The following is a 21,924-nucleotide window of genomic DNA, read 5'->3' on the forward strand; positions in this document are numbered from 1 at the left end:
CAAATTTTCTGATTTTTGCTTCCAACTCGTGATGGCCCTGCATAAGGTGACCACGAGGATGAGGGGAGCCACATGAGAGATATCCTGCAAGAGCTTGAAGATCGTCGCGCACAGGCCCGTATGGGCGGAGGAGAGCGGCGGATTGCAGCACAGCACAAAAAGGGCAAGCTGACCGCGCGGGAGCGGATCGAACTCTTGCTCGACGAAGGGTCCTTCGAAGAATTCGACATGTTTAAAACCCACCGCTGTGTGGATTTCGACATGCAGTCGGACAAGCCTTATGGCGATGGCGTTGTCACCGGCTGGGGCACGATCAATGGCCGTATGGTCTATGTTTTCAGCCAGGACTTTACCGTTTTTGGCGGCTCGCTGTCGGAAACCCATGCCGAGAAGATCTGCAAGATCATGGATATGGCGATGCAGAATGGCGCGCCGGTGATCGGGCTCAATGACTCGGGCGGGGCGCGGATTCAGGAAGGGGTCGCCTCGCTTGCGGGCTATGCCGATGTGTTCCAGCGCAATATCGAAGCCTCGGGTGTGATCCCGCAGATTTCCGTGATCATGGGCCCCTGTGCGGGTGGCGCGGTCTATAGCCCCGCCATGACCGACTTCATCTTCATGGTGAAGGACAGTTCTTATATGTTCGTGACCGGCCCCGATGTGGTGAAGACGGTGACCAACGAGGTGGTGACCGCCGAAGAACTGGGCGGCGCGCTGACGCATACCAAGAAATCCTCGGTGGCCGATGGGGCGTTCGAGAATGATGTCGAGGCGCTTTACGAAGTCCGCCGTCTGGTTGATTTCCTGCCGCTGTCGAACCGCGAGAAAGCGCCCGTGCGGCCCTTCTTTGATGATGTGGCGCGGGTGGAAGACAGCCTTGACACATTGATCCCTGCCAACCCCAATATGCCCTATGACATGAAGGAACTGATCCTGAAGGTCGCGGATGAGGGGGATTTCTACGAGATCCAGAAGGATTACGCGGGCAATATCATTACCGGCTTCATCCGTCTGGAAGGTCAGACCGTGGGCGTGGTGGCGAACCAGCCGATGGTGCTGGCGGGCTGTCTGGACATCGACAGTTCGCGCAAGGCGGCGCGTTTCGTGCGTTTCTGTGACTGTTTCGAAATTCCGATCCTGACCTTTGTCGATGTTCCGGGCTTCCTGCCGGGCACCTCGCAGGAATATAACGGCGTGATCAAACATGGCGCGAAGCTGCTCTTCGCTTATGGGGAAGCGACCGTGCCGAAAGTGACGGTGATCACCCGTAAAGCCTATGGCGGGGCTTATGACGTGATGAGCTCGAAACACCTCAAGGGCGATTTCAACTACGCCTGGCCGACGGCAGAGATCGCCGTTATGGGAGCGAAAGGGGCGGTCGAGATCCTTTACCGTTCGGAACTGGGCGAGCCCGAGAAGATTGCCGATCGCGTCAAGAACTACGAAGACCGTTTCGCCAATCCGTTCGTTGCCGCCGAGAAAGGCTTCATCGACGAGGTTATCCAGCCGCGGTCTACTCGCCGCCGTGTGGCCCGTGCCTTCGCGTCGCTACGTTCCAAAAAACGTAGCATGCCCATGAAGAAACACGACAATATTCCGTTGTAAGAGGGCATGATGCGGTTCCGGTGCGGCGGGCTTGTTGCAGTATGTCTTGGGATGCTGTGTGTCGGGCCTGTCGCGCTGGCCGATGGCGGGGCCACGCGTGGCGTGGTTGTCGCCGTGCCTTCGGGGGCGCATGTGGAATGGCTGCAAAGCCAGACCGATGCCAGCGGCCCCGATGGTCTGACCCTTCGCCATTTCTTTCTCGCGCCGGATCTGGCGCGGGAAGATCCCGATGTCGCTCTGACGGATATGCAGGCGCTTTGCGAACAGTTTGCGCTGCCGCATCTGTCGTCTGTCGGGCCCCAGCCCCAGCAGATCGTCATCTCCCTTTCTGATCGTCCTGTTGCCTTTGGTGATAGCGATCCCGAGGCAACGCAACTCTTCGCGGGCTATGCGATTTCGCCTCCTCACTGTGTGGAAGAAATGTTCTGATGCTTGATCGGCGGGAAAGTGATGATGCGATTGTGATGCCTCTGGGCAAGCGCATAGAATCTGCTACGCTTTGCGCGGGCCGCTTCGGCTCGGGGCTGCTGATCGCACAGGATTATCTGTCTGATATCACGGCCTCCTTCCCAGCCATCGTCACTCCGTTGCGGATGCGTTCCCTCGGCGTGAAAAGGAGAAGAACATGTCGACCAAACTCATTCTCGCTCTCGGTCTTGTCGGTTTCATGGCAGCCTGCGCCCCCAAGCCGGAGCCGCAGCCCGTTATGCAAGAGCCCGTCACCACGGAGCCGGTCTACCACAGCAAGCTCTGACCTTGCAGGCGGGCAGGGGCCTTCCCCTGCCTGCCCCCCTTTTCCGGTGCTTTCGGCATTTGCCGGAAAACTGGGACGGACAGCGCCTTTAATAGTGTTTATGAGGAACAGGCCCGCGCATTTGCGTCCGGCACTGACCCATAGCATGGCACGAGCCCGCTCTTGCCCTGCTGCGAACACGAAACCGGAGAGGATTGCTCCGGAGAAGAAAGGCGCCACATGCTAAAACACCGCGGTTTTCCCGGGCGTTTGCCCAGCACCGATTTCCAATTCACCATCCGCCGCGCCAATAAGAAAGGCGCGACCAAGATCATCCGCCGCGAACGGTTCAAGGACCGTGCCGCCGGTGATCGCCGCGCGGATGAAGGCTTTCTGGCCGCTTTGTGGACCCATTTCGGCGAAGAGCCCTTTGAGCGGGGCAATCTGGACGCCGGTCGCCTGAGCTGGCTGTTCGGGCGTGAGGTGGTTGCCGCCGAAGACCCGTTCGATCCCGAATCCTACGACGCCCTTCTGAAAATCGACCGTCGCCGTGCCGAGGCGTCGTTCCCCGAGGTATTTGCCGATCCCGACGCGTTCGATTGGGACCAAGAAGACGAGGACGACTGGGACTGATGCGGATGCGGCTTGACAGAAATCGGCAAGGCTTTGCTGTTTTCCCTGCGAATGGGGTTGCAAGCCGCGCGTTTCGCGCGCAGGTTGATTTCTGTCGGCCCGCCTTCGGGTGCTCCGGCATTTCTCCCGCGAGGGAACTCCCTGTTGGAACTTGCCGGCTCCGGGCTGTCGCTATGCGCAGTGCCTTTACCGGGCCGGATCTTTCCGGGAATATGATCCCCGCCATGTTCACGCCTTCCGCAGTTGCGGACGTGCAGGATCGGCAAACGCTTGCCGAGGCAATGCGTTACGCGCGTTCTTGTGCAAGAATCCGCTTTTCTTCCCCGCTGGCTGTATTAGGTTCACAAAGGAACACTAATACTCACGGAGTAGAAATCTCATGCGTAAATCCGCACTTCTCATCGCGATTCTCGGTGCGACGGCCCTTGCTGGCTGCCAGAACTCTGGCAATGGTAACTTCCTCAGCACCGATGGCGGTCGCGCATTGGTTGGCGCGGGCGCAGGCGCGCTGGTTGCCGACGCAACTGACAACAACGTTCTTGCAGGTGCTGCGATTGGCGCAGGCGCAGGCGCGCTGTGCGACGATGCAGGTGTCTGCTCGCGTAGCTACTAAGATCTGCAAGGCAGGCGCTTTTTGCCTGCCCGAAGGTATGCCGATTGAAACGTCATCGGGGCGCTCTGCCTTGGTGGCGTTTTCTTTTCCGGACGTTAACATGAACATATTGGGGGGGAGGGCAAGCCGCGGCTAGAGCCTTCTGGCCCGCGGGCTTGCTTCCACCGGAAGTGGAGGAAAGCCGATGTTCAAGAAGATCCTGATTGCCAACCGTGGGGAAATCGCGTGCCGCGTCATGAAGACCGCACGCGAGATGGGTATCCAGACGGTGGCCGTCTATTCCGATGCCGATGCGCAGGCGCTGCATGTGCAGATGGCCGATGAGACGGTGCATATCGGGCCGCCGCCTGCCAACCAATCCTATATCGTGATCGACAAGATCATGGAGGCGATTGCCAAAACCGGTGCCGAAGCGGTGCATCCGGGCTATGGGTTCCTGTCGGAAAACGCGAAATTTGCCGAGGCGCTGGAGGCGGCAGGTGTGGCCTTTATCGGACCGCCCGTGAAAGCCATCGAGGCGATGGGGGACAAGATCACCTCGAAAAAGATCGCCCAAGAGGCCGGTGTGAACACCGTGCCCGGCTATATGGGGCTGATCGAGGATGCGGATGAGGCGGTCAAGATCTCGGAAGAGATCGGCTATCCGGTGATGATCAAGGCCTCTGCGGGCGGCGGCGGCAAAGGCATGCGGATTGCATGGAACGCCACTGAGGCGCGCGAAGGTTTCCAGTCGTCGAAAAACGAGGCGGCCAATTCCTTCGGGGATGACCGGATCTTCATCGAGAAATTCGTGACGCAGCCGCGCCATATCGAAATTCAGGTTCTGTGTGACGCCCATGGCAATGGCGTCTGGCTGAACGAGCGTGAATGCTCGATCCAGCGCCGGAACCAGAAGGTGATCGAAGAGGCCCCCTCGCCCTTCCTTGATGCGGCCACCCGTAAGGCGATGGGCGATCAGGCGGTCGCTCTGGCCAAGGCGGTGGGCTATACCAGCGCTGGCACGGTGGAATTTATTGTCGATGGCAACAAGAACTTCTACTTCCTCGAGATGAACACCCGTCTTCAGGTGGAGCATCCCGTGACCGAGATGATCACCGGCATCGATCTGGTCGAGCAGATGATCCGTATCGCCAATGGCGAGCCGCTGTCGATCACTCAGGACGATGTGAAGATCAACGGCTGGGCGATGGAAAGCCGTCTTTATGCCGAAGACCCCTATCGCAACTTCCTGCCCTCGATCGGTCGTCTGACCCGCTATCGTCCGCCGGTCGAAGGCCCGACCGCCTCCGGCGGTGTGGTGCGCAACGATACCGGCGTCTATGAGGGCGGCGAGATCTCCATGTTCTATGACCCGATGATCGCCAAGCTCTGCACATGGGGAGAGACCCGCGACGCGGCCATCGAGGAAATGCGCGTGGCGCTTGACCGTTTCGAGGTCGAGGGTATTGGCCATAACCTGCCGTTCTGTGCGGCTGTGATGGATCATGCGCGCTTTACCTCGGGCAATATCACAACGGCTTTCATCGCCGAGGAATATCCCGAAGGGTTCCACGGTGTGGAGCTCGGGCCGGAGATGCTCAAGCGTGTGGCAGCGGCTGTAGCGGCAATGGAGCGGGTGGCCGAAATCCGGCGCACGCGCATTTCCGGCACGCTGGGCAATCACGAGCGGCTGGTGGGCGATGACTGGGTTGTGAGCCTGCAGGGCACGACCTATCCGGTGAAAATCTCGGCGGATAAGGCGGGCGCGGATGTCAGCTTCTCCGATGGCACGATGCATCGCGTCAGCTCGGACTGGACACCGGGCGACCAGCTTGCGGAACTGCTGATCGATGGTGCGCCGCTGGTGCTGAAGGTCGGCAAGATCTCGATGGGCTATCGCATCCGCCTGCGTGGTGCGGATCTGAAAGTGCTGGTGCAAACACCGCGCCAACACGAGCTGCATCTGCTGATGCCCGAGAAGCTGCCGCCGGATACCTCGAAATTCCTGCTCTGCCCGATGCCGGGTCTGGTGGTGAAAATCAACGTGGCCGAAGGCGACGAGGTGCAGGAAGGGCAGGCGCTGGCCACTGTCGAGGCGATGAAGATGGAGAACATTCTGCGGGCAGAGCGTCGCGGCGTTGTGAAATCCATCAATGCCGAGGCCGGGGCGTCGCTGAAGGTGGACGACATCATCATGGAGTTCGAATGACCCCATGACGGGCCGCGCCGATCATAACTTGGCAAATGTGCGGGGCGCTTTGCCCTGCACGGTTGCGCCGCGACGGAGTTCCTCGCGGCGCAGCGGCATCTTGTCGATCGAGCGGATGATTTCACGCCCGCTCCAGGGCAGCGGTTTGCGCAGCGCCACCGTGCCGTCCTTGGCAATGATCACCAGCGAAAATCCCGATGGGCGCAGCTTGCGGCGGATGGCGCTTGGCGTGGCGGGGTCGGTATCGGTGATCACCACCACGTCACGGGCGGCCAGTTCGGGCCAGCGTTCTTCCAGTGCGGCCATCTGGTCCGCGAAGGACGGATCGGCCGGGCTTTCGGCAAAAACCACGATCGGGCGTTTTTTCCAGACGAAATCATTCAAATTCGCTGTATCTGCGGGCAAAGGCGCGAAGCTTTCGGCGGGTTCAGTCGCTGGAACAGGGGGGTCGCCCTGCGGTTGTGTATGCCCTGCCGAGGCCCAGCAACCGACCGATATCGCAAATAAAAATGCGGCTCCGATGGGGGAGAGGATTGTTGCTTTTGATGGAACAGTTTGTTCGCGCGCCCCTGCGCTCCCCGAGTTTTGGGTAAAATACAATTCAATTCCTCCTGTTAAGCAGTTTTCCAGAGATCGCGGCGCATATTCGACGCTGAGGCAGGTCCTCGCGTGGAGTCATGGCATCATGCCAGACGCGCTTTCCGGAAAGAGCTTTCTCTTGGACGTTATACTACATTTGGGGGTGCACCGCACCGCCACGACATCGTTTCAGAACTGGATGCTGGCGAATTCCGAGATATTGTCGCGTCAGGGCATCGCTTTCTGGGGGCCGGAGCGCACGCGTGCGGGGTTGTTTGCGGGGCTGATCAAGCGCGCCGATCTGGTTTCGGCGCAGGATATCCTTTCGGCACGACGCTCTGCGACACGTATCCGGATGGAAATCGATCTGTTGGAAGATCAGGGCTTCCACACCCTGATTATCAGCGAAGAAAATCTGATCGGTTCTATTCCACATTGTCTTCAGCACGGAATTCTCTACCCTGATGCGCGGGGCAGGTTGGAACGGGTCGCAATGGTGCTGGGGCCGCATCTGACGGGCGTGGCGATGGGGATCCGGCGCTATGACGCGTGGTGGGCATCGATGCTGGCGGTTGAACGGGCGCGGGGCGGCGAAATGGTCAACCCGCAGCGGTTGCGGATGCTGGCGCAAAGCGGTCGTGGCTGGCCTTGTGTGATCGAGGCCGTCGAACAGGCCTTCGGGAAGCGTCCGCATGTCTGGACCCACGAGGCTATGGCCGGTCGGCACGAGGTTCTGCTGCGGCGTCTGGCACCGCGCGCGGCGCTGTATCCGGGCCAGACGGTGCCGGTTGCGCGTTTCAACGCCGCCGCTGCCGTGCAGGGGCAGCTTGGTCGCGGTTATATGCCTTTTAGCGTTGCTCAACGTGGTCAGATGACTGCGCGCTATCAAAACGAGCTGGAACGGCTGCGCCAAGGGCACCGGGATCTGGCAATCATGGAAACGGGAGGGGCTGCGCCGGGAGGATATTCGGCCATCCCTCTCACGGAGGAAGGATGGGTCGATGACCAGCAACACCGAGGCCGACAAGCAAGCGGCATGGGCTGAGCTTGCCACGAAAGAACTGCGTGGCAAGCCGTTAGACAGCCTGACCTGGGAGACATTGGAAGGGATCAAGGTCAAGCCGCTTTACACGGCGGAAGACACGGCAGGGCTGGACCATCTTGGCTCCATGCCGGGGATCGCGCCCTATACCCGTGGTCCGAAGGCGACCATGTATGCGGGCCGTCCGTGGACGATCCGCCAATATGCGGGTTTCTCGACAGCCGAGGAATCGAACGCGTTTTACCGTCGCGCTCTGGCTGCAGGCCAGCAGGGGATTTCGGTGGCCTTCGATCTTGCGACCCACCGTGGCTATGACAGCGACCACCCCCGCGTTGTGGGCGATGTCGGTAAGGCGGGCGTGGCCATCGATTCGGTCGAGGATATGAAGATCCTCTTTGACGGCATTCCGCTGGATAAGGTCTCCGTCTCGATGACCATGAACGGCGCGGTGATCCCGATTCTGGCGAATTTCATCGTGGTGGGGGAAGAGCAGGGCCATGACCGCGCCGTGCTGTCGGGCACCATCCAGAACGATATTCTCAAAGAATTCATGGTGCGGAACACCTATATCTATCCGCCCGAACCCTCGATGCGGATCATCGCGGATATCATCGAATATACCGCCAACGAGATGCCGAAATTCAACTCGATCTCGATCTCCGGCTATCACATGCAGGAAGCGGGCGCGAACCTCGTGCAGGAGCTGGCTTACACGCTGGCGGACGGGCGCGAATATGTGCGCACCGCGATTGCCGCCGGTATGGATGTGGATAAATTCGCCGGACGTCTGTCGTTCTTCTTCGCTATCGGCATGAATTTCTTCATGGAGGCCGCCAAACTGCGCGCCGCCCGTACGCTCTGGTCGCGGATCATGGCCGAATTCGAGCCGAAGAACCCCAAATCCAGCATGCTGCGCACCCACTGCCAGACCTCGGGCGTGTCCTTGCAGGAGCAAGACCCCTATAACAACGTCATCCGCACCGCCTATGAGGCGATGGCGGCGGCTTTGGGTGGCACGCAGTCGCTGCACACCAACGCGCTGGACGAGGCGATTGCCCTGCCCACCGATTTCTCGGCACGGATTGCACGTAATACCCAGCTGATCTTGCAGGAAGAAACCGGCATCACCAATGTCGTCGACCCGCTGGCGGGCAGCTATTATGTCGAAAGCCTGACCGCGAACCTGATCGAGGAAGCGTGGAAGCTGATCGAAGAGGTCGAGGAAATGGGCGGCATGACCAAGGCCGTGGCCTCCGGCATGCCCAAGCTGCGGATCGAGGAAACCGCCGCCCGTCGTCAGGCGCTGATCGACCGTGGGGAAGACGTGATTGTCGGGGTCAATAAATACCGCCTCGCCGAGGAAGAGCCGATCGACATTCTCGATATCGACAACGTCAAGGTGCGCCTGTCGCAAATCGCACGGCTTGAGAAAATGCGGGCCGAGCGTGATGAGGACGCCTGTCAGGCTGCGCTGGCCGAATTGGGCCGCCGCGCGAAAGAGGGCGGAAACCTGCTGGAAGCTGCCGTTGAAGCGGCGCGCGCGCGGGCCTCGGTAGGGGAGATCTCGATGGCGATGGAGAAGGAATTCGGGCGTCACCGCGCCGAGGTGAAGACTTTGGCAGGGGTCTATGGCTCGGCCTATGAGGGCGATGAGGGCTTTGCCCAGATCCAGCGCGATGTCGAGGCCTTTGCCGAAGCGGAAGGCCGTCGCCCGCGTATGCTGGTGGTCAAGATGGGGCAGGACGGCCATGACCGTGGTGCCAAGGTGATCGCGACCGCCTTTGCCGATATCGGTTTCGATGTCGATGTGGGGCCGCTGTTCCAGACGCCGGACGAGGCGGCGCAGGATGCGGTGGATAACGACGTCCATGTGGTGGGCATCTCGTCGCAGGCGGCAGGGCACAAGACCCTTGCGCCGCAGTTGATCGAGGCGCTGAAAGCCAAAGGGGCAGAGGATATCATCGTGATCTGCGGCGGCGTGATCCCGCATCAGGATTATGACTTCCTGAAAAAGGCCGGTGTGAAGGCTATTTTTGGTCCGGGCACCAATATCCCGACGGCCGCGAAAGAGATCCTGCAGATCCTCGAAGCGCAGCGCGACTAACGAAAAAGGGCCGCTTCTGCGGCCCTTAACATGCCCGCCATTGGTCGCCGTCTTGCCCGTAATCACGGGCAAGTGCCGCGATCAGCGCCATGTCGGTCGGGTCAAGTGGGCCTGTGTGCAAGGGGCGGAACCGCAGCCGGAAGGCCGACAGAACATGCTCGTGATCCGGCGAGGTATAGCCGAAAAGCTGCGCGAGGATCAGAAACTGCGCTTTGTCCGGTGCCCGTGGCAGCAGCGGGGCCTGCGGCAGGACAGCCAGTCCCTGACGTGCAAGCCGGGCCCAGTCGAAGCGCGGACCGGGGTCGAATTTACGCGCCGGGGCCATGTCGGAATGGGCGATCACATTCTGCGGGGCGATCCGCCAATCGTCGAGGATCCGCCGCAATAGCGTTTCCAGCGTCTCCATCTGCCGGTTGGAAAACGGCCTGTCGCCCGGGTTATCAAGCTCGATCCCGATGGAATGTGAATTCAGGTCGTTACATGCGCCCCACTGCCCGACACCGGCATGCCATGCGCGGCGCGCCTCATCGACCAGTTGCACCGCCGTGCCGTCATTGCCGATCAGCCAATGCGCCGAAACCTCGGCTGCCGGATCGCACAGGCGGTCGCGGGCCGAGGCCATGTCCTGCATCGCGGTGAAATGCAGAACCACATGGTCAGGCTCTGCCCCATTGCGCCGTTCCCCGTGATTGGGCGAGGGGAAAGCCGCCGCCATCAGTTGCGGGCGTTCTGGAAGGGGCGGGGGTCCCAACCACAGGCGAAACCGTCGCCATCGGGGTCAAGATTGCCCGGATCTTTCTCGGGGCCGCCATTGGCCAGAAAGGCGATCTGGGCCTGATCGGGCGAGACATATTTCGCGCAGGCTTTGGTGGTCGAGGTGAATTTGATCCCGCCACGCGGATAGGTCGCTTGCCCCGGCTGGTTGCTGACCGAAAGCGCATAGGCGGCCAGATTGGGGCCGCTGGCACCAGAGCCCGCGCTATAGGTGTCGCCCGAGGTCTTCTGGGCCGGTGCTGGCGTCTGGAACGTGTCCTCGGCCCGCTCTGCCGCTGTGGCCGTGCTGGAATAGGGCGAGGAGGCCGGTGCGTAATCGGTGACTTCCTGCGGGCTGGATTGCGCCGCTGTCGCATTCAGCGCCGCAAGCGTATCGGCCCCGAGCTGCGCATTGGGATCGTTGCTGGCGGGGGCCGCCGCATCGCCCATCGCCGACATTGGCTGCCCGCCGGTGACGGGAGTGGTGGTGGCGGCTGTGCCGCCCTGAAGTTGCGCCTCGCGCTGCGCCATGTAATCGCGATAGCTTTCGTTGCCCGCGATTGCGGGCGCACCGACGCCAGCGGCCGAATTCGGCACGCTGGGTTGGCAGGCGGCCAGCGCCAGCACCGAAAGGGTCAGGGAAAGTCCGAGAACTGGCGCGCGCATGTGTTTACTCCATTACCACCATTGGTTCGGCTTGGCATTGAAGCCTGCCGCACGTTCAAGCACAAGGGCGTGGTTCAGCAGTTCGCCTTCTTCCCACGGACGCCCGATCAGTTGCAGCCCCAGCGGAAGCCCTTGTTTGTCAAGGCCAACGGGTACCGCGACACCGGGCAGGCCCGCAAGGTTCAGGGTGACCGTGAACACGTCATTGAGATACATCTTGACCGGATCGGCATCCTTCATCTCGCCAAGGGCGAAGGCCGAAGAGGGCGTCGCGGGGGCCAGAATGGCGTCGATGCCAGCAGCAAAGGCCTGCTCGAAGTCGCGCTTGATGAGGGCACGGACCTTGCGGGCGCGGTTGTAATAGGCGTCATAGAAGCCCGCCGACAGCACATAGGTGCCGATCATGATGCGGCGCTGCACCTCGGGGCCGAAGCCCTCGGCGCGGGTTTTCGCATACATGTCGTCGATGCCATCGCCCTTACCCAAAGTCGCGCGGTGGCCGTAGCGCACCCCGTCATAGCGGGCGAGGTTGGACGACGCCTCGGCAGGCGCGATCACGTAATAGGCGGGCAGGGCGTATTTGGTATGGGGCAGCGAGATATCCACGATCTCGGCGCCCGCATCGCGCATCATCGCCATGCCGTTGTCCCAAAGGGCCGCGATCTCTTCGGGCATGCCGTCGAGGCGGTATTCCTTCGGGATGCCGATTTTCTTGCCACGGATGTCGCCGGTCAGCGCCGCTTCGAAATCCGGCACCGCGATCTCGGTCGAGGTCGAATCCTTCGGGTCATGCGAGCACATCGCCTGCAGCATGATCGCCGCATCGCGCACGTCCTTGGTCATCGGGCCGGCCTGATCGAGCGAGGAGGCATAGGCCACCACACCCCAACGCGAGCAACGCCCATAGGTCGGCTTGATGCCGGTGATGCCGGTGAAGGCTGCGGGCTGACGGATCGAGCCACCCGTATCGGTGCCGGTCGCTGCCAGACAGAGGTCGGCTGCAACAGCCGCCGCCGAACCGCCCGAAGACCCGCCCGGCGTGCGGGCTTTGTCATCGACCTTCCACGGGTTGATCGCGGGGCCGTAGCAGGCGGTCTCATTCGACGAACCCATCGCGAATTCATCCATCGAGAGCTTGCCCAGCATGACCGCGCCCGCATCCCAGAGGTTCTGGGTGACGGTGGATTCATATTCGGGTTTGAAGCCTTTGAGGATGTTCGACCCTGCTTGCGTGGGCACGCCCTTCACGGCGAAAAGATCCTTGATCCCCAGCGGGATGCCGCACATGGCGGGTGCATCGCCTGCCTTGATGCGGGCATCTGCCGCTTTCGCCATGTCCAAAGCCATCTCGGGGGTCTTGGCGCACCAAGCGTTCAGCGCATCCGCGCCCTCAATCGCCTTCAGGCAGCTTTCGGTCAGCTCGACCGACGTCGTCTCGCCCTTGCGCAGCGCGTCACGGGCTTCGGAGATTTTCAGCGTATTTAGGGTCATTCCACCACCTTCGGCACGGCAAAGAAGCCCTCGCGGGCATCGGGGGCGTTCTTGAGGATCTTGTCCTGATAATTGCCATCGGTCACCTTATCGACACGGCGCTTGAGGCGCTGCGGGCTGACCGAGGTCATGGGCTCTACGCCCTCGACGTCAACTTCGGTCAGCTGCTCCATGAGGTTGAGCATATTGGAAAGATCCGAGGCCAGCTCGGGCAGATTGTCTTCGGCCACTTTGATGCGGGCCAGATGCGCCACCTTGCGGGCGGTGTCGATGTCGATGGACATATGTTTCTCCGCTGGATTTGGGTTCGGGTTTAGCCGCAAGCCCCCGTGCTTTCAAGGTGAAGCGGGCATGGGACTTCCCTTTTCGGGCAAGACACCTACAGTCAGGAGGGAATTTCGGATTTTATAAAATGACGGGAGCGTTATTCATGAAACTCACCTGGCTTGGCCATTCCGGTTTCCGGCTTGAAATCGAAGACGCGGTGCTGCTGATCGACCCGTGGCTGTCGGGCAATCCGGTCTTCCCCGAGGGCCACCGTGCCGAGGCGATCTCGGGGGCGACGCATATCCTTCTCAGCCACGGTCATGGCGATCATTCCGCCGATACGGTGGCGATCGCGCGCGAGCTGGGCATTCCGGTGGTCTGCATCGCCGATATCGCAGGCTTCTGGGCCGAGGCCGAGGGGATCGAGACGCTGGGCTTCAACAAGGGCGGCACGGTTGATCTGGCGGGCGCCAAGGTGACGATGGTCAATGCCACCCATTCCTCAAGCTATGATGGCCCGAACGGCCCTGTCTATACCGGCACCGAATCGGGCTATATGATCAAGGGCGAAGGCCATTGCATCTATTTCTCGGGCGATACCGATATTATGGCCGATATGGCGTGGATGGGCGAATATCACGCCCCCGATATCGGCATTCTCTGTGCCGGTGGCCATTTCACGATGGATATGAAAGCGGCCACTTGGGCGGCCAAGAAGTATTTCGACTTCAAGACGGTGATCCCCTGCCACTACAAGACCTTCCCGCTGCTGGAGCAATCGGCGGAAGAGATGGTCAAAGGCCTGCCGGGTGTGGATGTGATCGAGCCCGAGGTGCTGAAACCTCTGACCCTTTAAAAAGGCGCAACAAAAAACCGCGGCGGGTTTCCCCTGCCGCGGTTTTTGACGGGTGGGGCCGGATCAGGCCGGCACCTCTATCCCTTTTTCGGCCGCCAATTCGCGCATGCGCTTTTGCAACTTTTCAAAGGCGCGCACCTCGATCTGGCGGATACGTTCGCGCGAGACGTCATATTTCGACGAAAGATCCTCAAGCGTGACGGGGTCATCGCGCAGGCGGCGCTCCATCAGAATGTCTTTCTCCCGGTCATTGAGCGTGTCCATCGCGGCCAGCAGCATCTCGCGGCGCATATTCAGCTCGTCGGATTCCGCATAGGCCTCGGCCTGATCGGCATCCTCGTCTTCCAGCCAGTCCTGCCATTGCGCGGCCCCGTCCTCGGACGCGCCCACCTGCGCATTCAGGGACGCATCCGACCCCGACAGACGCCGGTTCATCGAGATGACCTCATCCTCGGTCACATTAAGGTCATGCGCGATCTGGGCCACATTCTCGGGCCGCATATCGCCATCCTCATAGGCACCAATCCGCGATTTCGCCTTGCGCAGGTTGAAAAACAGCTTCTTCTGCGCCGAGGTCGTGCCCAGCTTCACCAGCGACCATGACCGCAGGATATATTCCTGAATGGCCGCACGGATCCACCACATCGCATAGGTCGCAAGGCGGAAGCCTTTCTCGGGATCAAAGCGTTTCACGGCCTGCATCAGACCGACATTCGCCTCCGAGATCACCTCGGCCTGCGGCAGACCATAGCCGCGATAGCCCATGGCGATCTTGGCGGCCAGACGCAGGTGCGATGTCACCATCTTATGCGCGGATTTCGCGTCCTGATGGTCCACCCAGCGTTTGGCCAGCATATATTCCTCTTCCGGCTCCAGCAGCGGGAACTTGCGGATTTCCTGAAGATAGCGGTTCAGCCCCTGTTCGGGACTTGGGGCTGGAAGGTTGGTGTAACTCGACATGTGAACCCCTTTCTTTTGGTGTGTGGCGGCCCGATATGGGAAGACGGGCCTTTCATTACAAGATGTCGTTTCAAACCCCTTAACGCATAAGGGCGGCGAGAGGTCCGAGATTGACCCTTTGGCTTGAACACAGAAAAGAGCATGCATCTCCTGCTTGCAAGCAAAAGACGCATCGGTTGACAGTTAAGTGAACCAATCAGTTCAGATTGAAACATTTCCGCGCAAGGCCGCCAGTAGCTCTTCCATATCCGCAGGCAGGGGCGAGGAAAATTCCAGTTCTTCGCCCGTCACCGGATGCACAAAGCCCAAAGTCGCCGCATGAAGCGCCTGACGCGGGAAATGCGCTGCTGTCTCGATGGCCGCCTCGCCCAGCGATTTCGGCAGCTTGCGCCGCCCGCCATAGACCGGATCGCCGATCAGCCCGTGACCGGCATGGGCCATATGCACGCGGATCTGATGGGTGCGCCCCGTTTCCAGCCAGCAGTCGATCAGCGCCGCCACTTCTTGCAGGTCTTCCACGGTGCGCGCCCGCGTCACCGCATGACGCCCGCCGTCAAAGCACACCGCCTGTTTCTGACGGTCGGTCTTATGGCGCGCCAGCTGCGAGGTGATCTTCAGCACGCCGCCCTGTTCGAAATTCACTCCCTTGGTGCCGCGCAGACGCGGATCGGCCGCCGAAGGCACCCCATGACACACCGCCATATAGTGACGATGTACCGTGTGTTTCTCGAACTGCTTGGCCAGCCCGTGATGTGCCGCATCCGATTTCGCCACGACCAGCAGCCCCGAGGTCTCCTTGTCGATCCGGTGCACGATGCCCGGACGCTTCTCGCCGCCGATGCCCGACAGATTGCCGCCGAAGTGATGCAGCAGCGCATTGACCAAAGTCCCGTCGGGTGTGCCGGGGGCGGGGTGCACCACCATACCTGCAGGCTTGTTGATCACGATCAGGTCGTCATCTTCCCACAGGATGTCCAGCGCGATCTGCTGCGCCACCGTCTCCACCTCGCGCGAGGCTTCCACGAGGATTTCATAGACCTCGCCCGCCGCCACCTTGGTCTTCTGCTCGGTCACGGCCACGCCCTCGCGGCTGACCGCCCCATCGGCAATCAGCTTCGCCAGCCGCGACCGCGACAGGTTTTCTTCGTCTGGCACAAGTGCGCTCAAGGCCTTATCAAGGCGGTCGGCAGGGGGCTCTTCCCCGATTTCGATGCGAAGGATACGCTGTTCCATGTCCGATCCGATCTCCGATCCCGACGCGCCCGTGCCAGAGCTGCGCTTTCTCAAATGGCTGGTGACCGCTCTGGCCGTCACCATGATTGCGGGCCTTCTAACCATCGTGACACTGCTTGTCATCCGCTTCAATCAGCCAAGCGGCAATAAGCTGACCCTGCCAGAGGCGATTTCCCTGCCCGACGGGCTGCAAGCACTGTCGCTCACCCAACAAGCCGACCGGATTATCATCGTCACCACCGACAATCAGGTGCTGCTGTTTTCGCCCGATGGCCGCCTGACCGCCCGCACGAAGCTTGCGCCATGACGCAGCCCCGTCTCGGCGTGCTGGCCGTCTGCCTGACCGATACCCATGCGCTTCTCGTCAAACGCAAAAATCCGCCGGATGCGGGGCTTTGGGGCTTTCCGGGCGGCAAGGTCGAATGGGGCGAGACCGTGGCCCAAGCCGCCCTGCGCGAACTGGCCGAGGAAACCGGCGTTCGGGCCACCGCAGGCGCAACCATCGACTCTGGCGACTTCCTGACCAAGGATGCGGCGGGCGGGACGCTCTGGCATTACTACCTCGTGGCCATTGCCTGCCATGCCGATGCCCCGCAACCACAGGCCGCAGATGACGCGTCTGACGCGCGCATGATCCCCTTTGAGGACATCGAAGCGGGCCGCCTTCCCATGAGCGCGGGCGTCAAAGACCTGCTGATCAAGGCCCGCGCCTGTTTTCCAGCTGCCCAAAATATCCTCGGGGGATGAATTCCATACGGGCCTGCCCGAATGGAAGAAGGGGGCAGACAGCCCCCTTTCACACACGCAAAAACGAAAGCCCGCTCAGGCCTTGCTTTCCAGCGCCTCCAGACGCGCCTTCAGTGCCTCGTTCTCTTCGCGCGCTTTGGCGGCCATCGCTTTCACGGCGTCGAACTCCTCGCGGGTCACAAAGTCCCGCTCGGCCAGCCAGCGATCCATCCACGATTTCATCGCGGTCTCGGCTTCGGTGCGGGCACCTTGCGCCACACCCATCGCATTGGTCATCAGCTTGGACATTTCGTCAAAGAGTTTGTTGGGCGCGGTCATAGCGGCTTCCGATCCTCGGGCTTTGGCTTGCAGTTAACGTCTATATGAGGCCTTCGCCCTGCGCTGACAAGGCCCGAGCGACAGCCGATGATGCGTGCCCCGTGCTGACAAGCCCGTGTCCGCTCGGCTCGGACCAGTCTCCTGCCTTGACTTCTTTCCTTCGGACGGGCTTTCTCCGCCCCGATAAAAGACGATTTTCCGGCCCGATAGAGACGGCCCTTCGAAGGAGACAGCCGATGCTGCCACTGGCGATTGATTTTCCGCAAATCGATCCGAATGCCTTTGTGATCCCGGGGCTGAACCTGCCGATCCGCTGGTATGCCTTGGCCTATATCGCAGGGCTTCTGGCGGGCTGGCAGATCATTGTGGCGCTGATGAAAGCTCCGCGCCTTTGGGGCGGGCAGGCACCCATGCCTGCCAAGCAGGTCGAGGATCTGCTGACATGGGTGATTGTCGGCGTCATTCTGGGCGGTCGGCTGGGCTTTGTGCTGTTTTACGACTTCGGCTGGTATCTCGCGCATCCGCTCGAGATCTTCATGGTCTGGAAAGGCGGTATGGCCTTTCATGGTGGTTTTCTGGGGGTCGTGGTGGCGGTCTGGCTGTATTGCCGCCGGCATGGGCTTGCGGTCTGGTCCATCGGGGATGCCGCAGCGCTTGTGGCGCCGATCGGGCTGTTGCTGGGGCGCATTGCCAATTTCATCAAGCCCGAGCTTTGGGGCCATCCGACCGATATGCCTTGGGGCGTGATCTTTCCGGGCGAGGCGGCGCAGACCTGCCTCGGTCTTGCGGGGCAGGTGGACGGTATGTGCGCCCGTCATCCGTCGCAACTCTATGAGGGTGGGCTGGAAGGGATCGTGCTGGGCATCCTGCTGTGGATACTTGTCTCGCGCGGGCTTTTGCGCCGTCCGGGGGGCGCATGCGGGATCTTCCTGATCGGTTATGGCTGTTCGCGCGCCTTTGTCGAACTCTTCCGTCAGGCCGACCCGCAATTTGTCACGCCGACCGACCCGATGGGCTATGTGGTGCAATTCGGCCAATATGGCCTGTCGATGGGCCAGCTTCTGTCGCTGCCGATGATCGCCATCGGTATCGTGCTTGTGCTGCGCGCCCTGCGTCGGCCCAAGGTCGGGGCGGCGGCGTGACCGGCGATCTGACCTCCCGTCTGCTTGCGGCAATCCGCAGCGAAGGCCCGATGCGGCTGGACCGCTATATGGCGCTTTGTCTGCTGGACCCCGAGGCCGGATATTATGCCACCCGCGACCCGTTCGGGCAGACGGGAGATTTTATCACCGCCCCCGAAATCAGCCAGCTTTTCGGCGAGATGGTGGGGCTGTGTCTTGCCCAGTCATGGATGGATCAGGGCTGCCCCGCACCTTTCCTGCTTGCCGAAGCCGGTCCGGGCCGTGGCACTTTAATGGCCGATATCCTGCGGGTCGTGGCCCGTGTGCCGGGCATGGCCGATGCTGCGCGGATTCATCTGGTGGAGGCCTCGGCCACGCTGCGCGGAATACAGGCTGAAACCCTTGCAGGTTACGAGGTGACATGGGCCGATGCTGTGGACGCCCTTCCACAGGACAGACCGCTGTTTTTTGTGGCCAATGAATTTATCGATGCGCTGCCCATCCGGCAGTTCACCCGTACCGAGACCGGCTGGGCGGAAACGCAGGTGGGGGCCGAGGGTGGCCAGCTCAGGGCAGGGCGTTCGCCTGCCACGCGGCTTGCGAGGCTCGAGCCGCGCTTTGCCGCAACCGCCCCCGGAGATATCGTCGAGATCTGCCCGCAAGCGGCCACGGTCGTCGAGGCGGTCGCGCAGCGTCTGGTGCGGGGCGGGATGGCGCTCTTTGTCGATTACGGGGACTGGCGCAGCCTTGGCGATACATTTCAGGCGCTGCGCGCGCATGTGCCTGTTGATCCTTTTGCCACGCCCGGCGAGGCGGATCTGACGGCCCATGTGGATTTCGAGGCGCTTGCTTGCGCTGCGCATGCCGCAGGTGTGGCTGCGAGCGCGATGACGCCGCAAGGGCTGTTTCTGGAGCGGCTGGGCATCACCGCGCGGGCGCAGGCGCTCGCCAAAAAGTTGAGCGGCGCGGCGCTTGAGGCGCATATCGCCGCACATCGCCGCTTGACCCATCCCGAAGAAATGGGTCAGCTATTCAAAGCCCTCGCGCTTTATCCCGAGGGCGCCCCATTGCCGCCGGGGCTTTCTCCGTCGGGGTGATCCTGTGCTCTTTACGTGTTGGCCCCTCTGCCGAGTATGGGCCGGTTTCCGATCCAATAGAAGCTGAAGAAGATGACAGATACTATGGCCACCACGCTTGAACTCCTGACTTCCCCGATGTTGCGCCCGATCCGGCACGGTTTCTTCACGCGAAAGGGCGGCGCGTCTTCGGGGATCTTTCAGGGCTTGAACTGCGGCGGGGCGTCGAGCGATCTGTCCTCGGCGGTCGAAGTCAACCGTGCGCGCGTGGCCGAGGCGATGGAGGCGACCCCCGCCCGTCTTGCGGGGATGCGTCAGGTCCATTCGGCGGTGGCAGCGGTGGTCGAGGACGCTGCGGCCCCTGCGCCCGAAGCCGATGCGCTTGTGACCAGAACGCCCGGCTTGGTGCTGTCGGTACTGACCGCAGATTGCCAGCCGGTGCTGTTTGCCGACCCCGAGGCAGGGGTGATCGGCGCGGCCCATGCAGGCTGGAAGGGCGCGTTGAACGGCGTGCTGGAGGCCACTTTGGACGCGATGGAAGGTCTGGGGGCGGCGCGGGCCAATATCCGTGCGGTGATCGGGCCGTGCATCTCTCAGGCAGCCTATGAGGTGGGCGAGGATTTCATGGAGACCTTCCTGATGGAAGATCCTGCCTATAGCCGTTTTTTTGCCGGTGGCCCCAATGGCCGCCCGATGTTCGATCTGCCGTCTTTCGGGCTGCACCGCTTGCGCGCGGCAGGGGTGGGGCAGGCCGAATGGATTGGCCGCTGCACCTATGCCGAGCCGGAATTCTTCTATTCCTACCGCCGCACCACCCATGCCAAAGAGGCCGATTACGGGCGGCTCATCTCAACCATCCGGTTGTGAGACGCCCGCTCGCTGCTTCGGAAGTGATAAAGCCGCCCCGAAGGGCGGCTTTTGTGTCAGGCTCAGTCTTCCATCGCTTCGAGTTCGTCGATGAAGCCCGCGATCATCGACAGGCCCTTGTCCCAGAAGGCGGGGTCCGAGGCGTCAAGGCCGAAGGGGGCCAGAAGCTCTTTGTGGTGTTTCGAGCCGCCCGCTTTGAGCATGTCGAAATACTTCTCCTGGAAGCCCTCAAGCCCGCCCTCATAGGTGGCGTAAAGCGCATTCACCAGCCCGTCACCGAAGGCATAGGCATAGACGTAGAAGGGCGAATGGACGAAATGCGGGATATAGGTCCAGAAGGTCTCGTAGCCGTCCATGAATTCGAACGCCGGACCAAGGGATTCGCCCTGCACCGACATCCATAGCGCGTTGATCTGATCCGGCGTCAGCTCGCCCTCGCGCCGCGCGGCATGCAGCTTGCACTCGAAGTCATAGAAGGCGATCTGGCGCACGACCGTGTTGATCATATCCTCGACCTTGCCCGCCAGAAGCACCTTGCGCTCGGCAGGGGTTTTGGCCTTTTCCAGCATCTTGCGGAAGGTCAGCATCTCGCCGAAGACCGACGCCGTTTCCGCCAGTGTCAGCGGGGTCGAGGCCAGCATCTCGCCCTGACCTGCGGCCAGACATTGGTGCACGCCGTGGCCCAGCTCGTGCGCCAGCGTCATCACATCACGCGGTTTGCCGAGGTAATTCAGCATCACATAGGGGTGCACGGTGGTCACCGTCGGATGCGCAAAGGCGCCCGGAGCCTTGCCCGGTTTCACCCCCGCATCGATCCAGCCACGGTCGAAGAAGGGCTTGGCGATCTCGGCCATGCGCGGATCGAAAGAGGCATAGGCCTCATCGACAATCGCGCGCGCCTCGGACCATTGCACATCGCGCGGCGCTTCAATGGGCAGGGGCGCATTGCGGTCCCAGACCTGCAGCGTTTCAAGGCCCATCCATTTGGCCTTCAGCTTGTAATAGCGGTGCGAAAGCTTTGGATAGGCCGCCACAACCGCATTGCGCAGCGCCTCGACGACCTCGGGTTCGACATGGTTCGACAGGTGGCGCGCGGCCTGCGCCGAGGGCATCTTGCGCCAGCGGTCCTCGATCTCTTTCTCTTTGGCCAAAGTATTATGCACGCGGGCAAAGAGCTTGATATTGGCCCCGAAGACTCGGGCCAGTTCGCGGGCGGCGGCCTCGCGGGTGGCGCGGTCGTGATCGGCCAGAAGGGTGGTGGTGGATTCGAGGTTTAGCACCTCGCCATTGACGGTGAACTCCAGCGCGGCGGTGGTTTCGTCAAACAGGCGGTTCCAAGCAGCAGACCCCACAACCGACTGGTCGTGCAGGAATTTTTGCAGCTCATCCGATAGTTGATAGGGTTTCATCGCGCGCATGCGGTCAAAGACCGGCTTGTAACGGGCAGCCGCCGCATCTGCGAATTGCGCCTTATAGGTGTCATCCTCGATGCGGTTGAATTCGAGGCTGAAGAACACCAGAGGCGTCGTGAAAGCGGTAATCTTGTCTTGCGCATCCGACATCATCTTGGCGCGCTCGGGGTCGACGGTGTTCTGGTAATAGCGCAGACCGACGTAGGACATGATGCGGCCCGCCGTGGTCTCTATTTCCTCATAGCGGCGGATGCATTCGGCCATTTCCGCGCCCGAAAGCGTGGCCAGCTTGCCTTCGTAATCGGCGGCAAAGCTTGCACAATCCTTTTCGACCTTGGCCATATCGGCGGCATATTCGGGGCTGTCGGGCGCCGGATAGAGGTCGCTCAGGTCCCATTCGGGCAGGGCGCCGAACTTGCCGGTGCCTGCGGTTGCGTTTGCATCCATGACGGGGGTTTTGAGATGAAGCGTCATCATATCCTCTTTGCCGTATCTCCCAAGAGATAGGATGCATGGCGGGCGAGGGGAAGGGGGCTGCGGTTTTGCAGGGCCGCGCCCTGCCGGTTTTTTGCGGGGTTTGATCAATTTGCCAAGCCCGAGCGATTTTTGTCAGGGAATTCTTGCCATTCGGCAAAACCGGACAAATTATTATCGTCATAA

Annotated in this window: 23 protein-coding genes; 14 read left to right on the top strand and 9 right to left on the bottom strand. The window is 61.4% G+C overall.

The window, feature by feature from the left end; all coding sequences use genetic code 11:
- Positions 1 to 72: 72 nt before the first annotated feature.
- The 6 genes from WDB88_RS06245 to WDB88_RS06270 all read left to right on the top strand — a co-directional run bounded on the left by WDB88_RS06245 (position 73) and on the right by WDB88_RS06270 (position 5,772).
- Positions 73 to 1,605 (top strand): acyl-CoA carboxylase subunit beta, encoded by a 1,533-nt coding sequence (locus WDB88_RS06245; protein WP_339109332.1) that lies wholly within the window; start codon positions 73 to 75, stop codon positions 1,603 to 1,605.
- Between the two features lie 6 nt (positions 1,606 to 1,611).
- Positions 1,612 to 2,034, top strand: coding sequence for a DUF6497 family protein (locus WDB88_RS06250; RefSeq protein ID WP_339109333.1), 423 nt, complete (start codon positions 1,612 to 1,614; stop codon positions 2,032 to 2,034).
- Between the two features lie 196 nt (positions 2,035 to 2,230).
- Entirely contained in the window at positions 2,231 to 2,359 is a 129-nt protein-coding gene (locus WDB88_RS06255) for a hypothetical protein (RefSeq protein ID WP_339109334.1), read from the top strand.
- 219 nt (positions 2,360 to 2,578) lie between these two features.
- Complete coding sequence (locus WDB88_RS06260; protein WP_339109335.1) at positions 2,579 to 2,971, top strand: hypothetical protein; 393 nt, start codon at positions 2,579 to 2,581, stop codon at positions 2,969 to 2,971.
- A 379-nt stretch (positions 2,972 to 3,350) separates the two neighbouring features.
- Positions 3,351 to 3,584, top strand: coding sequence for a hypothetical protein (locus WDB88_RS06265; protein ID WP_339109336.1), 234 nt, complete (start codon positions 3,351 to 3,353; stop codon positions 3,582 to 3,584).
- A gap of 184 nt (positions 3,585 to 3,768) precedes the next feature.
- Positions 3,769 to 5,772, top strand: a complete 2,004-nt coding sequence (locus tag WDB88_RS06270) for an acetyl/propionyl/methylcrotonyl-CoA carboxylase subunit alpha (RefSeq protein WP_339109337.1) — start codon at positions 3,769 to 3,771, stop codon at positions 5,770 to 5,772.
- Between the two features lie 21 nt (positions 5,773 to 5,793).
- On the opposite strand, the gene WDB88_RS06275 is transcribed toward WDB88_RS06270, so the two are convergent.
- Positions 5,794 to 6,156: a DUF4174 domain-containing protein gene (locus tag WDB88_RS06275; protein WP_339109338.1), complete on the bottom strand. Its 363-nt coding sequence runs from the start codon at positions 6,154 to 6,156 to the stop codon at positions 5,794 to 5,796.
- Between the two features lie 334 nt (positions 6,157 to 6,490).
- On the opposite strand from WDB88_RS06275, the gene WDB88_RS06280 reads away from it, so the two are divergent.
- Both WDB88_RS06280 and scpA read left to right on the top strand, forming a co-directional pair.
- Positions 6,491 to 7,396, top strand: coding sequence for a hypothetical protein (locus WDB88_RS06280; protein ID WP_339109339.1), 906 nt, complete (start codon positions 6,491 to 6,493; stop codon positions 7,394 to 7,396).
- Complete coding sequence (gene scpA, locus WDB88_RS06285) at positions 7,353 to 9,497, top strand: methylmalonyl-CoA mutase (protein ID WP_339109340.1); 2,145 nt, start codon at positions 7,353 to 7,355, stop codon at positions 9,495 to 9,497. Before WDB88_RS06280 ends, scpA begins: the two co-directional genes overlap by 44 nt.
- A 25-nt stretch (positions 9,498 to 9,522) precedes the next feature.
- Here scpA and WDB88_RS06290 read toward each other — a convergent pair whose 3' ends face one another.
- From WDB88_RS06290 to gatC, 4 genes are read right to left on the bottom strand one after another with little or no spacing between them, the layout of a single operon-like run.
- Entirely contained in the window at positions 9,523 to 10,212 is a 690-nt protein-coding gene (locus WDB88_RS06290) for an N-acetylmuramoyl-L-alanine amidase (RefSeq protein WP_339109341.1), read from the bottom strand.
- The gene (locus WDB88_RS06295; RefSeq protein ID WP_339109342.1) at positions 10,212 to 10,916 is read right to left on the bottom strand and encodes a hypothetical protein; all 705 of its coding nucleotides are present in this window, start codon (positions 10,914 to 10,916) and stop codon (positions 10,212 to 10,214) included. Before WDB88_RS06295 ends, WDB88_RS06290 begins: the two co-directional genes overlap by 1 nt.
- A gap of 12 nt (positions 10,917 to 10,928) precedes the next feature.
- Positions 10,929 to 12,407: an Asp-tRNA(Asn)/Glu-tRNA(Gln) amidotransferase subunit GatA gene (gatA, locus tag WDB88_RS06300; protein WP_339109343.1), complete on the bottom strand. Its 1,479-nt coding sequence runs from the start codon at positions 12,405 to 12,407 to the stop codon at positions 10,929 to 10,931.
- Positions 12,404 to 12,691 (bottom strand): Asp-tRNA(Asn)/Glu-tRNA(Gln) amidotransferase subunit GatC, encoded by a 288-nt coding sequence (gene gatC, locus WDB88_RS06305; RefSeq protein ID WP_339109344.1) that lies wholly within the window; start codon positions 12,689 to 12,691, stop codon positions 12,404 to 12,406. Before gatC ends, gatA begins: the two co-directional genes overlap by 4 nt.
- 146 nt (positions 12,692 to 12,837) lie before the next feature.
- Between gatC and WDB88_RS06310 the strand changes: the two genes are divergently transcribed.
- Positions 12,838 to 13,530: a metal-dependent hydrolase gene (locus WDB88_RS06310; protein ID WP_339109345.1), complete on the top strand. Its 693-nt coding sequence runs from the start codon at positions 12,838 to 12,840 to the stop codon at positions 13,528 to 13,530.
- A 63-nt stretch (positions 13,531 to 13,593) separates the two neighbouring features.
- Here WDB88_RS06310 and rpoH read toward each other — a convergent pair whose 3' ends face one another.
- Positions 13,594 to 14,490, bottom strand: a complete 897-nt coding sequence (rpoH, locus tag WDB88_RS06315; protein ID WP_339109346.1) for an RNA polymerase sigma factor RpoH — start codon at positions 14,488 to 14,490, stop codon at positions 13,594 to 13,596.
- A 201-nt stretch (positions 14,491 to 14,691) separates the two neighbouring features.
- Complete coding sequence (locus tag WDB88_RS06320) at positions 14,692 to 15,723, bottom strand: RluA family pseudouridine synthase (protein ID WP_339109347.1); 1,032 nt, start codon at positions 15,721 to 15,723, stop codon at positions 14,692 to 14,694.
- On the opposite strand from WDB88_RS06320, the gene WDB88_RS06325 reads away from it, so the two are divergent.
- Positions 15,722 to 16,030 carry a DUF6476 family protein gene (locus tag WDB88_RS06325; protein WP_339109348.1) on the top strand — a complete coding sequence of 103 codons (309 nt, stop codon included), beginning with the start codon at positions 15,722 to 15,724 and terminating at the stop codon, positions 16,028 to 16,030. The genes WDB88_RS06320 and WDB88_RS06325 overlap by 2 nt on opposite strands.
- Positions 16,027 to 16,470 (top strand): NUDIX hydrolase, encoded by a 444-nt coding sequence (locus tag WDB88_RS06330; RefSeq protein WP_339109349.1) that lies wholly within the window; start codon positions 16,027 to 16,029, stop codon positions 16,468 to 16,470. The genes WDB88_RS06325 and WDB88_RS06330 overlap by 4 nt, the downstream gene beginning before the upstream one ends.
- 75 nt (positions 16,471 to 16,545) lie before the next feature.
- Here the strand turns inward: WDB88_RS06330 and WDB88_RS06335 are convergent, their stop codons facing one another.
- Positions 16,546 to 16,788: an accessory factor UbiK family protein gene (locus tag WDB88_RS06335; RefSeq protein WP_339109350.1), complete on the bottom strand. Its 243-nt coding sequence runs from the start codon at positions 16,786 to 16,788 to the stop codon at positions 16,546 to 16,548.
- Positions 16,789 to 17,024: 236 nt separating this feature from the next.
- On the opposite strand from WDB88_RS06335, the gene lgt reads away from it, so the two are divergent.
- The 3 genes from lgt (at position 17,025) to pgeF (ending at position 19,852) form a co-directional block, all read left to right on the top strand.
- Positions 17,025 to 17,930 carry a prolipoprotein diacylglyceryl transferase gene (gene lgt, locus WDB88_RS06340; RefSeq protein ID WP_339109351.1) on the top strand — a complete coding sequence of 302 codons (906 nt, stop codon included), beginning with the start codon at positions 17,025 to 17,027 and terminating at the stop codon, positions 17,928 to 17,930.
- Between the two features lie 50 nt (positions 17,931 to 17,980).
- Entirely contained in the window at positions 17,981 to 19,006 is a 1,026-nt protein-coding gene (locus WDB88_RS06345; RefSeq protein WP_339109487.1) for an SAM-dependent methyltransferase, read from the top strand.
- 72 nt (positions 19,007 to 19,078) lie between these two features.
- On the top strand, positions 19,079 to 19,852 hold the full coding sequence (pgeF, locus tag WDB88_RS06350) for a peptidoglycan editing factor PgeF (protein WP_339109352.1): 774 nt from the start codon (positions 19,079 to 19,081) through the stop codon (positions 19,850 to 19,852).
- 62 nt (positions 19,853 to 19,914) lie between these two features.
- Here the strand turns inward: pgeF and WDB88_RS06355 are convergent, their stop codons facing one another.
- Positions 19,915 to 21,738 (bottom strand): M3 family oligoendopeptidase, encoded by a 1,824-nt coding sequence (locus WDB88_RS06355; protein WP_339109488.1) that lies wholly within the window; start codon positions 21,736 to 21,738, stop codon positions 19,915 to 19,917.
- Between the last annotated feature and the right edge of the window lie 186 nt (positions 21,739 to 21,924).

The sequence above is a fragment of the Thioclava sp. GXIMD4216 genome (assembly GCF_037949285.1).
GTDB lineage: Bacteria > Pseudomonadota > Alphaproteobacteria > Rhodobacterales > Rhodobacteraceae > Thioclava > Thioclava litoralis.